This window comes from Bacteroidales bacterium (genome assembly GCA_013141385.1).
Classification (GTDB): Bacteria; Bacteroidota; Bacteroidia; order Bacteroidales; family Tenuifilaceae; genus UBA8529.
In genome coordinates, this window is record JABFRB010000034.1 from 98779 (window position 1) to 111950 (window position 13172).

The following is a 13172-nucleotide window of genomic DNA, read 5'->3' on the forward strand; positions in this document are numbered from 1 at the left end:
TGTTTAACTAATAATTCGTAAAAACTATGTCTGTAAAAGGTTTAGGGAAACTAAGGAGTACCGAAAAGAAGCTCGATCGTAAGATTGAGCAGAAAAAGAAAATGCAAAAGGCTAAGCAAGAAAAAGAATCTTTAAAAAAGAAGATTCAGAGTAAGCGTAGCCAGCTTTCTAAAATGAAGTAGTAACTAAAAAATTATTTATATGGATTACAAAAAAATTGCGCAAACTGCGCTAATGCGTGGAGGCGGTGGTGCAGCCGGGGGAGCACTTGCCGTTGGAGCTGAAATTTTAGTAGAAAAATTTATCCCTGGTAAATTAAGCCCTACCGTAATGTTTCTTGGTGAAATATTACTTGGAGCCATAATACCAGAATTTAACACTAAAATGAAAATTCTTGATCATGTAGGTGCTGGCATGTCTGGTGCTGGGGGGGCAAGCCTCATGAGGAATATCATTTATCCTATGCCTACACCTACCAAGGTTAGTGGCACGGATGATGAAATGCTCTCAGGTATTGGTGAAACTTTCTATCCTACTGATACCGAAAAAGTAAACAGTACTAATAATGAGTTTATCAATACTGTTGAAGAGACCCTTGGAAACACTTCCGATGAATCCATAGAGATAAATGGAACGTCCTTTTTAACTAGTTAACGTAACTATTTGATAATTATTAATATAATTTAACATGGAAGCTACAAAAACAGTACACATGTATTTGTCTAATAGTACCGATAGACAGGTATTTGATAGGCTTAAAAAGCAATATCCCAATATGCTAATCGCTCCATCAAGTTTAAGAAGCGAACAGATATTGGAAAAAGGGAAACAATCCTATAATTTTCCAATTGAAGAATCTGCAGGCAATATCAGTAAAACTGAAAAGCGTTTGGCAAGAAATGACCGCTTTGTAATAACATCTATTGGGATGTTTCTTTTACAGCGTGATCCTCTCATTATAGGTCATGAAGTTTTGCAGACCTACCCTAATGCAACTGCATTTACTCCTATTGTCGATCTTCTTAACCCATTACATCTAGAAACTATTTATAACGGTAAATGGTTTTTTACTGTAGACCAATTGCAGATTATCACTGGAAGGGATTTGTTGGAATTCCGCTACGTTGGGGATACTCAACAAACAGCTGCAGATAATAAGTCATCAATGGACAAGGATTCTGGATTTGTTGGTATGGAACCTCAAATAACTCTGGATGGTGACAAGAAGACTTCGTTTGATATTTACGTACCATTCGATAGCAGTCACCTAATTGTAGGTGATGCTACTCATAAGACTCACATAGCATTTATTTTCAGGGGTTTTTTAATTTCAAACTCCCCAATTAAAAAGTAATGAATATTTTTCATAGTAAGGCCTATGTTATAACCATAGGCCTTATTTTAATCATAACCTTAATTTATATAACCATGGGTGCTCAACAACAAACTATTCAGACTTTTCATTTGGATGTCAATTCTCAGTTCAAAACTAAGAATATGGAACTGATAGAAATTACTATTGACTCCAAGAGTACTATGTTTAATTTGGGTTCAAGAAATCAGCTGGCTAATAAATTTATATATGGTATTAAAATATTTAATGCCTACGGGGTTTCTCCTACTGGAAAAGTAAATGCCAATAATATCACTCCATTCATGCAGAAAGCATTTATAACTATTCAAGATTCTAATGGGACTATTAAAATTAAAGATCTTCCAGTTTCTTCATGCTGGGATGCTACCGGAAACCCAATGTACATTGAAAAGATGAAAATTAATTTTGAAAAGAGTTATTTCAAATTACCATCTCTTTTACTAACTAATGCTAACGCTGAAATTCCAAGTAACACAGTAGTAATGTTAGAAATTTATTACGAATAAAATTGTATGAATGCATTAACTGATTTACCTAGCCTTTTAAAGAAACCAGAAAAATTAAACTGTAGATATTGGGCAGCCTATGCAAATGATATTGCGGACAAAAATAGGCTCCAGGATAACTACAACTATTCTGATGCTACTATTGAAAGTGCAACGGCTCAGTTAAACGAGTTCATTCAGGATTTAATGCCTAGTGGTTGTAATCTTGAAATTTGGTTTTCGGATTCACCCCGCCCTTCTAAAGGAGGTTTTAGGTTTAGGTTTTTTCTAAACCCAAACTCAGGAAATACAGGGAGCATTAACGCTTCAATTGGTTCTATGCCTATTGGCTCTGTTTCAAAAGAGGAGGCAGAGAGAATAGCAGAGGATAAGTTTAAAGTTTTCATGGATAAGTTCAAGCAGGAACAAGCCATTGAGGACTTAAGGAGGCATAATTTAGAATTACAAAGAAAAATCAAAGAATTAACCCCAACGGGATTAGACCGCATTTCTGAGCGGTTACTCCCTTATGTACCTGTAATTATGGATGCTTTAAATATTAAAAAGGTTGTTAGTAATTCAGTTAATCCGCAGGAGCAAAAGAATAGTAATTCTAATGTTAATGCTGAGCAACAACAAAAAGAAGCTGAAGAGGCATTAACCCAGCTTGCGGATGGTGACCCCAATTTTGTTAGCAAATTGCAAAAGTTAGCAAAATTAAAAAAGGAAAGCCCCGAACTTTATGATTTTGCAGTAAGTAAATTAGGTTAGACTATGGTACACGATGTTAAATTAGCTAATAAGGATGTTTTTAAGGGCAGTTCGCCCCTAATAGTCTATGCTAATCCTTCATCTGCAAAAACGGTTAAAGGGATTAATAACGTTTTATTAACTGAAGCATCGAGTAATAGCGTTGGACGCACATCGGGAGATAGAGAAGGAACATTTATTAAAATTTCTTTGGCTAAACCTATCGGAAGTTATACGTATGGTTTTGTTATCGAATCGCAAGTAAAACTTGTTGATTCAAAAAATAACGCCAATGCTGAGAAGTATGCATCAGAAATGGTTGGCAAGCTTGTAAAAAATGATATTGCGCTTAATAAGAATCTATTAGTTATTGCTGAATTATTGGAAAAAGCCAAAGCAAAGGGTTTAAATACTACTTCGCTTCAGGAACAGTTTAATAAGATCACAAATCAGTATAACGAGCGGCAAAAGAAAATACAAACCTCTAAACTAGTTTCCGTTAAGCAATGGCTTAATAATAAGTGGGACTGGATTAAAAGTAAGTTTTCAAAGGAAAAAGAAGAGGTAGGTTCAATTTCTTTAGCCATTGCCGCCGCTGCTGGTGCAATAGTGGCTGTTGGTGCAACTGCCCTTATTTACTACTCCTTTAAGCCAGATTATGATGACTCTGTGGTTAATCTTAAAGATTCAGCTTTACTACAGAAAGCAGTTGCCAATTTACAGCCCGAAGAAGCTAAAGCCTTAAAAGCTAACCTTGAACAGCAGGTTGACGAAGCGTATAATCAGGGTAAGACAGATCAGGCATTTGGCGGTTTCTTTGGAAACATTAAGACTTTAGCCATTTTGGGATTAGTTGGCTTCGTCGGCTATAAATTATTAAATAAAAATAATTAGTGATGAATCTTATTCAATTTGTAGAAACTTTTTTTAGTTATGCAATGAATAGCCAAAAAACTCATGGAGTTCCTTTTGAAGTGGCGTTGGCACAATCAATTTTAGAAACTGGCTATGGGAAGTATGCCCCCGGGAATATGATGTTTGGCGTTAAGGCGGGTAGCAACTGGAAGGGTGATAAACAGCTGATAAAAACCACTGAGTATCACGTTACGGACAAAGTGAAATACCCAGAGATTATAAGCATAGTTAAACAACCAAGCGGTAAGTACTTATATACTGTTAGGGATTACTTTAGGAAATATCCAACTCCTCAAGAATCTTTTAATGATTACGCTATAATGCTTACTAAAAATTTCAAAACAGCATTTCAGTATAGTAGCGATCCTTTTCGATTTGCCAAAGAACTTGCACTAAAGGGTTATGCTACAGACCCACTATATTATAGCAAGATAGAAAGCCTTATCAAAAGTATACAGGCAAAAAAAAAATTGTTAAAGCTACCGGGATAGGGCTAGGAACTTTACTTATTGGAGGCATTGCATTGTATTTACTTTTAAAAGACTAGCTATGGGTTATTTAGTTAATTACAAGACAGAGATAATCTCATCTAATGAGAGCATTGAAGCTGATGGTTTTTCAAAAATTTATTTTGAAAACATAGGAACAGATAGTGCTTTTGTTGATTCTGTCATTCCCTTGACTTATTCAAAGTTTTTTGATAACGATCCTGAAAATACCATTAACGATAAATTTACGGTTTCATTTGCTGGAGTTGATGCAGATATGAGAGTTTTGGTTATAAAAACATATTTTGAAAAAAAGCAATGAGATTTTTAGTTGAACAGCTAATTGAGCTATTGAAAAAAGCAGATAAAAAAACGCTTCTTCTTATTATTTTTTCCATCCCTTTAATTGTGATTGGTTATTATCGTTACACTGAATTAACCATAAAATTAAGCGCAATTGATAGCACTCTCAATAAGATTCAAATTGATATAACAAAGCAAACTGATACGAATAAGGAGGTTAAAGGGTATATTGATAGCTCTGTGAAATCTTTAAAAACAGATATTATTGAAAGCGTTGGCGCACAATTAAAGTACCAGTTAATCTATCAAAATCAGCTAAATCAAAAAGCTATTATTGACCAATTAGAACTATGGGTAAAATACAATTCTAAGTATGGAGAAATTGTTAATGGCTATAAAACTTATAGCGATTCAACTTTTTATAGGTTCTGACCCAATCCAGACAGAATATCTAAAAAACTTAACATGGGTCGAGGTAAAGTATTTTTTAAACCCCTTTAAAGATTCTTAACGTTCATCTTTATATTAAGGTTTGCTCCGCTGTTTAGCCTGTATATATATCTTTCGGTCATGGCTATTGAGGTATGTCCATTCTGTAGCTGAAGCTCCCTTATATTTATTCCTAGGTCTATTAGTTCAGAGTTTCCAGTATGCTTAAAGGAGTATAGTTTAAGCTCCTTACTTATTCCTAGTTTTTCCCGAATGTGCTTAAATCTCATACTTATTATATTTCTGCTAATTGGTTTTGGCCCTGGTCTTAACTCATCGGAGAATAGATAAAGGTTTTTGTTATAGCTGCTAGCAATTGGCTGTAGTAATTCTATTAGCTGGTTTGATAGTGTAGGGCTTTTAAATATGTTTGTTTTACTGGTACTCGCATTTATTCTAACTATTCCTTTATCTAGGTCAATATCCTTTATCTTGAGTAATCTAATTTCGTTTGGCCGTATAAAGCAGTGGTAAACTAAAAGAATTATAATAAATAATTCTGGTTCGTTCACCCTGGTATAATCAGCTAATTTCTTTTTGCTCCCATCATCCCAAACAGTTATTTCAGGTACAGCCTCTTTAAGTTTCTTTTTCTTGAATGGGTTTTCATCCAACTTATGAAGTTCGCCTATATAATTGAAAATTGCTTGCAGATATTGAGTATAGCAGTTGATTGTTTTAGCCGCAAACTTCTTTTTAATAAATAGCTCATTCAGGAACCTATTAGCATCATACTTTGTAAAATCGGTAACCTTCATTACAGGGCAATTCTTTTTTGCCCACTTTTTAAATTTGGCCGCAATATTGGTATAGCTCTGAGAGGTTCTACTGGATAGGTAGTTTGATTTAAAGGCTATGGCCATGTCTATAGCCTCCTCGATTCTCGGTATATTTTTTTTAGCATCACCTGTAAACCCTCGCTTTAAATCCTTTTTTATTTCACTGATTAATCTTTCTGCTTCAGTATACCTCTCTCTAGGGTTTAGATTAATGGAAATCCATTTTACTTGCCTAATCCACCTTTCATTTTTTGTATCAAAGATGTACCAGTAAACAGCCCATCGTTTAGTTACATCACCTTTGTAATCTCTTAGGTGAGGCTCTTTATATTTAAGCGTGTGTATCAAAGTTGTCATAGCCCTAAAATAGTTAACCCCGCAACGTACTACTTAATAGTACGTTGCGGGGATTTACTGTGCCCAGGACAAGACTCGAACTTGCACAACCTTGCGATCACCAGCCCCTCAAGCTGGCGTGTCTACCAATTTCACCACCTGGGCATAAACTTTCAATAAAATGAGAACCATTACGTTGGGCCTCTGCATTTGCAGTGCCCAGAACAGGACTCGAACCTGCACATAATTGCTTATACTAGTCCCTGAAACTAGCGCGTCTACCAATTCCGCCATCTGGGCTTCATCATTTTGAATATGATGGCTATACGTTTTGTAATTCCATCATCAATATGCCACTTTCAAATAGATGGCGGGAGCTCGTTCCTCGGTTCCGCCATCTGGGCTTTTGGAATTGCGTTTGCAAAAGTAATAAAAATCTCCTTTTTTCAAAAGTAAAAATAAAAAAAGAATGGGAGAGAGGTTGGAAGACAGAAGTTAGTAGTCGGAAGACAGTTGACAGAATTCCGACTTACAGCGTTGTAGCATAATTGTTATACAGTATCCAAATATAATAATCGAAGCCAGAACACAGCATCACAATTATACAGCAAAACCGCATCACATCCTCCTAAAGATTCTCCTTCACATACTTACTCATCATCGTATAAAGATGCAAGGTTGTATTGCCTCCATAAATATTATGATTTTTATCGGGGTAGAACATCATATCGAATTGTTTATTGGCTTGGATCAGCTTTTCAATCATTTCAATAGAATTCTGCATGTGTACATTATCATCACCAGTGCCATGAACAATAAGTAGTTTACCTTTCAGCTTATCAACATAATTAATTGGCGAATTCTTATCATACCCAAGGGCATTATCCTGTGGTAAACCCATAAACCTTTCGGTATATACCGAATCGTAATATCTCCAATTAGTTACTGGTGCAACTGCAATAGCCATTTTGAATACATCTGCCCCTTTAAATAAGCACAGTGATGACATGTACCCACCGTAGCTCCATCCCCATATTCCAATTCTTGAAGAATCAACGTATCCAAGAGTTTTAAGATATTTTGCCGTTTCAATCTGGTCTATTGATTCATAGTAACCAAGTTGCCCATAAGTCATTTTCTGAAAAGCTTCGCCTTTGCCACCTGTGCCTCTACCATCTACACAAACTACAATATACCCAATAGAGGCTAAATATTGATCCCAACTCAAATCCCACTCATCCTTAACAGAAATTGAACCGGGGCCACTATACTGGGTCATCATTACAGGGTATTTGATTGATGGGTTAAAATTTAGCGGCTTAATGATATAGGCATTGAGATCAACCCCTTCCGAAGTTTTAAATGAGAAAAATTCCTTTTTTGGAATATCATAGTATGCAAGGGTTTCCTTTAATGTATGATTATCCTCCAATACTCTGATTTGCTTTCCTTTATCTTTATTAACGGTAACTAGAGTGGGGCTTACAGAGTTTGATTGTGAGAGAATAAAATATTTGAAGTTTTTACTAAACTCAGCATTGTTACTCCCCGAATTTGGTGAAAGTTTAGCTAATTCTAAATCTTCTATCTTTACGCTATAGATTGTGGTTCTTAAAGGGCTTAAATCAAATCCTTTGAAGAAAATCCGCTTCCCTTTATCGTCATAACCGTATATTTCAATCACCTCATTCGTTCCATCAGTAAGTTGTTTAACCAATTTACCATCCATTCCATAAAGGTAGATATGATTATAACCATTCCTCTCGCTGGTTATTATAAAGTTTTTGCCATCCTCGGTGAATGTTACAAGATTGTCGGTGGGTTCAGGTAAATAGTACTTATTCTCCTCGGTGTAAAATGTCTTGGATTCTCCAGTATTTGCATCGGCTGTGAGGAAATCCATCTTATTTTGTAAACGGTTCATCCTAATTATGCAAAGCTGATCTGGACTGTATGTCCATTTTATACGGGCAATGTATTGGTTGTTCTCTCCGCCAACATCCATTTTGAATGTTTTACCCGATTCTGTGTTGTACACATGAATAGATACAACTGAATTCTTTTCACCTGCCTTTGAGTATTTAAAAGTATAGTTTTCGGGGTATAAATTATTCTGGAACTTTGTCATGTTGAATTGCATAACCTCGCTCTCATCGAATCGGTAAAACGCCAATTTTTTGCTATCAGGCGACCATTGCATGCCGGTTATTAGGGCAAATTCTTCCTCGTAAACCCAATCTGCGGCACCATTAATTATGGAATTATATAACCCATCAAAAGTTATTTGCTTTTCCTCTTTTGTGGTTAAATTCTTGATAAAAATATTGTTATCCCTAACATACGATACCTTTTGTGCATCAGGAGAAAAGGTAGCCAACATTACCTGATTGCTCTCGCTTAATGGCTCTGAAGTTTTTTGTTTTATATCATAGATGTAGTATGTGGCTTTAAATGAATGTCGATAAATTGTTGAAACATTAGTAATTACAAACATTTTAGTCTCGTTATTACTTAAAGTATAGTTCTCAAAGCGCAATAAATCATTGTTATGAAAACTCGATGGATCAAAAAGAACACTTAGCTGCTTTCCGGAAGAATAATCATATTCTACAACCCTTTTGTCATCCTCTAAAAAAGTATAACTTTCACCATTATTCATTGATGTTATGCCACTCACGCTCTTTTCGTAGAAAACACCTTTCTTATAGAGATCATCTAATGAGATCTTTCTTTTTTGTGAATATACAGATATAGTAGAAAGAAGAATAACCCAGAAAGTAATTGCTGTTAAACAACTTTTTTTCATACCGAAAAATATTAAATTTCTATTTTGATCAACTTAAAGCCTAAAGGCTTAATTGGTAGATATTTTTTACAAGCTAGTAAAAATCTGAATATTAATCAAAACTAAACGCCTTTTGCAAATTTAATTGCTTTATTTGAAATGATTCTTGGACTTCTGTGCTTTTAAAATATTGTACTCACAAAGAAATACTTAATTTTGCGAAAATTTTTATTGGTATGATTAAAATTACTTTCCCCGATGGAAATGTTAGAGAGTATCCACAAGGGGTAACAGGGCTTGATGTAGCAAAGAGCATTTCCGAAAGACTTGCTAAAGAAGTTCTTTCAGTAACTGTTAGCGGTGAGGTTTGGGATCTTACCCGTCCAATTACTACAAATGCTACCCTTCGCTTACACAAGTGGGACGATGAGCAAGGGAAGCATGCATTTTGGCATTCATCAGCACATTTAATGGCCGAGGCAATCGAAAGTCTTTACCCTGGTACTAAGTTTGGTATTGGACCAAGCATCGAGAATGGTTTTTATTATGATGTAGATTTTGGAACAACAACTCTTGTTGAGGCGGATCTTGTTAAGATCGAAGAAAAAATGATGGAGTTTGTTCGTGAGAAACAGGATATTGTTCGTAAAGAGATTTCGAAAACTGAAGCCCTTAAATTATTTAACGATAAGGGCGATAACTATAAAGTAGAACTTATTTCAGATTTGGAAGATGGAACCATTACACTTTACACTCAAGGTGGTTTTACCGATTTGTGCAGAGGGCCACACCTTCCTGATACAAGTTTTATAAAATCAATTAAACTACTAAGCATAGCTGGAGCTTACTGGAGAGGTGATGAGAAAAACAAGATGCTAACCCGTATCTATGGGATTACTTTCCCTCAAAAGAAACAGCTAGATGAATATCTTGTACTACTGGAGGAGGCAAAAAAGCGTGATCACAGGAAAATAGGAAAGGAATTAGAACTTTTCACTTTCTCACAAAATGTTGGTGCTGGTCTACCTTTATGGTTACCTCGTGGGACTGCATTGCGCGATAAACTTGAACAATTCCTAAAGAAAGTTCAAAAGAAACATGGATATGAGCAGGTAATTACCCCGCATATAGGGCAGAAAGAGTTATATATCACCTCTGGTCACTGGGCTAAGTATGGAAAGGATAGTTTCCGCCCCATTACAACGCCACAGGAAGGGGAGGAGTTCATGTTAAAACCAATGAACTGCCCTCACCATTGCGAAATTTATAAATCAAAACCACGTTCATATAAAGATTTACCTGTTCGTTTTGCAGAGTTTGGTACAGTTTACCGTTACGAGCAGAGTGGCGAACTACATGGTTTGACAAGGGTTCGTGGTTTTACTCAGGATGATGCTCACCTTTTCTGTCGTCCAGATCAGGTTAAAGAGGAATTTTTAAAGGTAATTGATATTGTACTTTACATTTTTAAAACATTAAACTTTACTGAATTTACCGCTCAGATATCACTTCGTGATCCAAACAACACCGAGAAGTATATTGGAACAGATGAGAACTGGAATAAAGCTGAGCAAGCAATTATTGAGGCTGCAAACGAAAAGGGATTAAAAACTGTTACCGTACTTGGTGAGGCTGCTTTCTATGGTCCAAAACTGGACTTTATGGTTAAGGATGCTATTGGACGTAAATGGCAACTGGGTACAATTCAGGTTGACTATAACCTTCCTGAACGCTTCCAACTTGAATATATAGGTGCAGACGATAAACGATATCGCCCAATTATGATCCATCGTGCACCATTCGGATCAATGGAGCGATTCGTTGCAGTTCTTATCGAGCATACAGGTGGAAAATTCCCTCTTTGGCTAACCCCCGATCAGGCTGTTATATTACCAATCAGCGAAAAATATAACGAATACGCAAAAAAAGTTTTGAATTTCCTAAATAATTCCGATATTCGCACGCTGATTGACGATAGAAACGAGAAGATTGGTAAAAAGATAAGGGATAACGAGTTAAAGAGAATTCCCTACTTAATTATTGTTGGTGAAAAGGAGGAAGAAGCTGGTCTTGTCGCCGTTAGAGTTCAAGGTGAGGGTGATAAAGGGCAGATGAAACTTGAGGAATTCGTCAATTTCATTAATGATGAGATTAAAAAACAATTAGAATAGATAAACAAATTATTAACTAATAACGGAGGATAAAACAATAGCTGCACCTGTTTTAATTAAAAGGCAAGATAAGGACAACAAGTTCCTGATTAACGAACAGATCAGATATAAACTTGTCCGTATTGTAGGTGATAATATTGACAACCAAGGCGTTGTTTCTATTGAAGAGGCCAGGAAGATGGCCGAAAACCTTGAACTTGATTTAGTCCTTATTTCAGATAAGGCTGATCCCCCTATTTGTAGGATTATCGATTTTCAGAAATTCCTTTATCAACAGAAAAAGAAACAAAAGGAAATTCGAGCAAACACCCAACGGGTTGTGGTTAAAGAAATTCGATTTGGTCCCAATACGGATGAGCATGATTATAATTTTAAGCTAAAACATGCTCAGAATTTTTTGGAAGATGGATCAAAGGTAAAAGCTTACGTGTTTTTCAAAGGTCGTTCAATTTTATTTAAGGAACAAGGGGAAATTCTTTTACTGAGATTTGCTCAGGATTTAGAGGAGATTGGGAAGGTTGAGCAGTTACCTAAACTTGAAGGAAAAAGGATGACAATTTTTATAACTCCAAAATCTGCTAAGAAGAAATAGTTACAAATAAAATAGAAAGTAAGAATGCCGAAAATTAAGACAAATTCCGGAGCAAAGAAGAGATTTTCTTTAACCGGTACTGGGAAAATCAAAAGGAAACATGCTTACAAAAGTCACATCCTTACTAAAAAGGAAACCAAACAGAAAAGAAACCTAACTCATATGGGTTTGGTTCACAAAACCGATGCGAATCGTGTTAAAATTATGCTTGGACTTAAGTAAAACAACGTTCTTTTTTTGATTTAGTTACTTTTAGTTATTAACCAGAATGAATTAGCACGAAGAGTCCTTACGAGGAACGCTAACCATTCAAAACATGTAATGTAAAATGCCACGTTCAGTAAACGCCGTTGCATCAAGAAGAAGAAGAAAAAAAATTCTTGAGCAAACAAAAGGAAACTTCCTGGGACGCAGGAATGTTTACACAGTAGCAAAAAATACCCTTGAGAAAGGTTTAGGCTACGCTTACCGCGATCGTAAGAAGAAAAAATCAGAATTTCGTGCTCTTTGGATTCAACGTATTAATGCTGCCGTAAGACTTTATGGTATGTCATACTCAGAATTCATCGGTCAAGTTAATAAAAAAGGAATTGCTATTAATCGCAAGACTCTAGCCGATTTAGCAATGAACGAACCTGAAGCATTCAAGAAAATTGTTGATTCCGTAAAATAGATTTAACATTCAGAATAAAGAAAGGGAAGTTTGGCTTCCCTTTTTTTATTTCAAACAGTTAATTATCATTCAGTTAAATAAAATTTAGAAATTAAGTGTAAGGTTTTGTAACTTTCGACTAAATCGAACAACAAATCAATATATGAAGATTGCACTTATAGGATACGGCAAAATGGGGCATGAGGTTGAAACTGTTGCCTTGAATCGAAATCATCAAGTTATTTTGAAGATTGATAAAGATAATGAGAACGACTTAACACCGCAAAACCTTAAAGAAATAGATGTTGCTATTGAGTTTAGTACACCAACTACTGCTTATCGAAATGTAAGAAAATGCCTTGAATCAAACATTCCTGTTGTTGTGGGTACAACTGGTTGGTTGGATAAACTTGATGATGCTAAACTCGTTGCAGATAATTGTAATACAGCTCTATTTCATGCATCAAATTATAGCATTGGGGTCAACATATTTTTTAGATTGAACAAAGTTTTAGCAGATTATATCAATAATGTGAAAGGGTATTCGTTATCAATTACTGAAACTCATCATACTCAGAAACTAGATGCACCCAGCGGAACAGCAATCACGCTTGCCCAACTAATAGCAGAGTCTATTGACGAGTTAAATGGGTGGACTCTGCTCCCCAATAAAAGTAATGGAAAGATTCCAATTGAGGCTATAAGGGAGGGAGATGTGCCTGGGACTCATACGGTGACTTTTAACTCCGAACAGGATGAGATTTTACTTACACATAGGGCAAAGAGTAGAAAAGGTTTTGCCGTAGGTGCTGTTTTGGCCGCTGAGTTTTTAGTAGGTAAGAAGGGTTTTTTTACAATGGAAGATCTTCTAAGGTTCTAATATTTCAATTAAAAGAATTATAATTGCTAAGTTTTAAATAAAAATTTTGAGGTGTTTATTTAAATACTATTATTAGATTTGCATTCTAACCATAGAACGCATGAAGTTTACAGGGGAAAACATAATAGAATTTTCAGGCAGGTTTAAAGACGACTTTTCGTGCTTGGAGTAC

At 35.6% G+C, this 13172-nt stretch carries 16 protein-coding genes and 2 tRNA genes; 14 read left to right on the plus strand and 4 right to left on the minus strand.

Annotated features, from left to right (window positions below; genetic code table 11):
• Nucleotides 1-26: 26 nt before the first annotated feature.
• The 9 genes from HOO91_17795 (at nt 27) to HOO91_17835 (ending at nt 4748) form a co-directional block, all read left to right on the plus strand.
• Nucleotides 27-182, plus strand: coding sequence for a hypothetical protein (locus HOO91_17795; protein ID NOU19413.1), 156 nt, complete (start codon nt 27-29; stop codon nt 180-182).
• Nucleotides 183-201: 19 nt separating this feature from the next.
• Complete coding sequence (locus HOO91_17800) at nt 202-654, plus strand: hypothetical protein (protein NOU19414.1); 453 nt, start codon at nt 202-204, stop codon at nt 652-654.
• A gap of 34 nt (nt 655-688) precedes the next feature.
• Nucleotides 689-1354 carry a hypothetical protein gene (locus HOO91_17805; GenBank protein ID NOU19415.1) on the plus strand — a complete coding sequence of 222 codons (666 nt, stop codon included), beginning with the start codon at nt 689-691 and terminating at the stop codon, nt 1352-1354.
• Between the two features lie 143 nt (nt 1355-1497).
• The gene (locus HOO91_17810; GenBank protein NOU19416.1) at nt 1498-1881 is read left to right on the plus strand and encodes a hypothetical protein; all 384 of its coding nucleotides are present in this window, start codon (nt 1498-1500) and stop codon (nt 1879-1881) included.
• 6 nt (nt 1882-1887) lie between these two features.
• On the plus strand, nt 1888-2631 hold the full coding sequence (locus tag HOO91_17815) for a hypothetical protein (GenBank protein ID NOU19417.1): 744 nt from the start codon (nt 1888-1890) through the stop codon (nt 2629-2631).
• A gap of 3 nt (nt 2632-2634) precedes the next feature.
• Complete coding sequence (locus HOO91_17820; protein ID NOU19418.1) at nt 2635-3504, plus strand: hypothetical protein; 870 nt, start codon at nt 2635-2637, stop codon at nt 3502-3504.
• A gap of 2 nt (nt 3505-3506) precedes the next feature.
• Entirely contained in the window at nt 3507-4016 is a 510-nt protein-coding gene (locus tag HOO91_17825) for a peptidoglycan hydrolase (GenBank protein ID NOU19419.1), read from the plus strand.
• Between the two features lie 58 nt (nt 4017-4074).
• On the plus strand, nt 4075-4335 hold the full coding sequence (locus tag HOO91_17830) for a hypothetical protein (GenBank protein ID NOU19420.1): 261 nt from the start codon (nt 4075-4077) through the stop codon (nt 4333-4335).
• A complete protein-coding gene (locus HOO91_17835) occupies nt 4332-4748 on the plus strand; it encodes a hypothetical protein (GenBank protein ID NOU19421.1) in 417 nt (138 codons plus the stop codon). Before HOO91_17830 ends, HOO91_17835 begins: the two co-directional genes overlap by 4 nt.
• A gap of 65 nt (nt 4749-4813) precedes the next feature.
• Here HOO91_17835 and HOO91_17840 read toward each other — a convergent pair whose 3' ends face one another.
• The 4 genes from HOO91_17840 to HOO91_17855 all read right to left on the minus strand — a co-directional run bounded on the left by HOO91_17840 (nt 4814) and on the right by HOO91_17855 (nt 8726).
• Nucleotides 4814-5941: a site-specific integrase gene (locus HOO91_17840; protein NOU19422.1), complete on the minus strand. Its 1128-nt coding sequence runs from the start codon at nt 5939-5941 to the stop codon at nt 4814-4816.
• A 60-nt stretch (nt 5942-6001) separates the two neighbouring features.
• A tRNA-Leu gene (locus HOO91_17845) sits at nt 6002-6085 on the minus strand.
• A gap of 51 nt (nt 6086-6136) precedes the next feature.
• Nucleotides 6137-6220: transfer RNA gene (locus tag HOO91_17850), tRNA-Leu, on the minus strand.
• 328 nt (nt 6221-6548) lie between these two features.
• A complete protein-coding gene (locus tag HOO91_17855; protein ID NOU19423.1) occupies nt 6549-8726 on the minus strand; it encodes a S9 family peptidase in 2178 nt (725 codons plus the stop codon).
• Nucleotides 8727-8941: 215 nt separating this feature from the next.
• On the opposite strand from HOO91_17855, the gene thrS reads away from it, so the two are divergent.
• The 5 genes from thrS (at nt 8942) to dapB (ending at nt 13000) form a co-directional block, all read left to right on the plus strand.
• Nucleotides 8942-10876 (plus strand): threonine--tRNA ligase, encoded by a 1935-nt coding sequence (thrS, locus tag HOO91_17860; protein ID NOU19424.1) that lies wholly within the window; start codon nt 8942-8944, stop codon nt 10874-10876.
• Nucleotides 10877-10931: 55 nt separating this feature from the next.
• On the plus strand, nt 10932-11468 hold the full coding sequence (locus HOO91_17865) for a translation initiation factor IF-3 (GenBank protein ID NOU19425.1): 537 nt from the start codon (nt 10932-10934) through the stop codon (nt 11466-11468).
• Nucleotides 11469-11492: 24 nt separating this feature from the next.
• A complete protein-coding gene (rpmI, locus tag HOO91_17870) occupies nt 11493-11690 on the plus strand; it encodes a 50S ribosomal protein L35 (protein NOU19426.1) in 198 nt (65 codons plus the stop codon).
• Nucleotides 11691-11796: 106 nt separating this feature from the next.
• Nucleotides 11797-12141, plus strand: a complete 345-nt coding sequence (gene rplT / locus HOO91_17875; protein ID NOU19427.1) for a 50S ribosomal protein L20 — start codon at nt 11797-11799, stop codon at nt 12139-12141.
• A gap of 142 nt (nt 12142-12283) precedes the next feature.
• Nucleotides 12284-13000, plus strand: a complete 717-nt coding sequence (gene dapB, locus HOO91_17880; protein ID NOU19428.1) for a 4-hydroxy-tetrahydrodipicolinate reductase — start codon at nt 12284-12286, stop codon at nt 12998-13000.
• Nucleotides 13001-13172: the final 172 nt, after the last annotated feature.

Bases quoted from the DNA above. Each gene is read 5' to 3' on its own strand.
- dapB (NOU19428.1), top strand. From the start codon at position 12,284: ATGAAGATTGCACTTATAGGATACGGCAAAATGGGGCATGAGGTTGAA.
- HOO91_17855 (NOU19423.1), bottom strand. From the start codon at position 8,726: ATGAAAAAAAGTTGTTTAACAGCAATTACTTTCTGGGTTATTCTTCTT.
- HOO91_17830 (NOU19420.1), top strand. From the start codon at position 4,075: ATGGGTTATTTAGTTAATTACAAGACAGAGATAATCTCATCTAATGAG.
- HOO91_17835 (NOU19421.1), top strand. From the start codon at position 4,332: ATGAGATTTTTAGTTGAACAGCTAATTGAGCTATTGAAAAAAGCAGAT.
- rplT (NOU19427.1), top strand. From the start codon at position 11,797: ATGCCACGTTCAGTAAACGCCGTTGCATCAAGAAGAAGAAGAAAAAAA.
- HOO91_17820 (NOU19418.1), top strand. From the start codon at position 2,635: ATGGTACACGATGTTAAATTAGCTAATAAGGATGTTTTTAAGGGCAGT.
- HOO91_17810 (NOU19416.1), top strand. From the start codon at position 1,498: ATGGAACTGATAGAAATTACTATTGACTCCAAGAGTACTATGTTTAAT.
- HOO91_17815 (NOU19417.1), top strand. From the start codon at position 1,888: ATGAATGCATTAACTGATTTACCTAGCCTTTTAAAGAAACCAGAAAAA.
- thrS (NOU19424.1), top strand. From the start codon at position 8,942: ATGATTAAAATTACTTTCCCCGATGGAAATGTTAGAGAGTATCCACAA.
- HOO91_17825 (NOU19419.1), top strand. From the start codon at position 3,507: ATGAATCTTATTCAATTTGTAGAAACTTTTTTTAGTTATGCAATGAAT.
- rpmI (NOU19426.1), top strand. From the start codon at position 11,493: ATGCCGAAAATTAAGACAAATTCCGGAGCAAAGAAGAGATTTTCTTTA.
- HOO91_17795 (NOU19413.1), top strand. From the start codon at position 27: ATGTCTGTAAAAGGTTTAGGGAAACTAAGGAGTACCGAAAAGAAGCTC.
- HOO91_17805 (NOU19415.1), top strand. From the start codon at position 689: ATGGAAGCTACAAAAACAGTACACATGTATTTGTCTAATAGTACCGAT.
- HOO91_17800 (NOU19414.1), top strand. From the start codon at position 202: ATGGATTACAAAAAAATTGCGCAAACTGCGCTAATGCGTGGAGGCGGT.
- HOO91_17840 (NOU19422.1), bottom strand. From the start codon at position 5,941: ATGACAACTTTGATACACACGCTTAAATATAAAGAGCCTCACCTAAGA.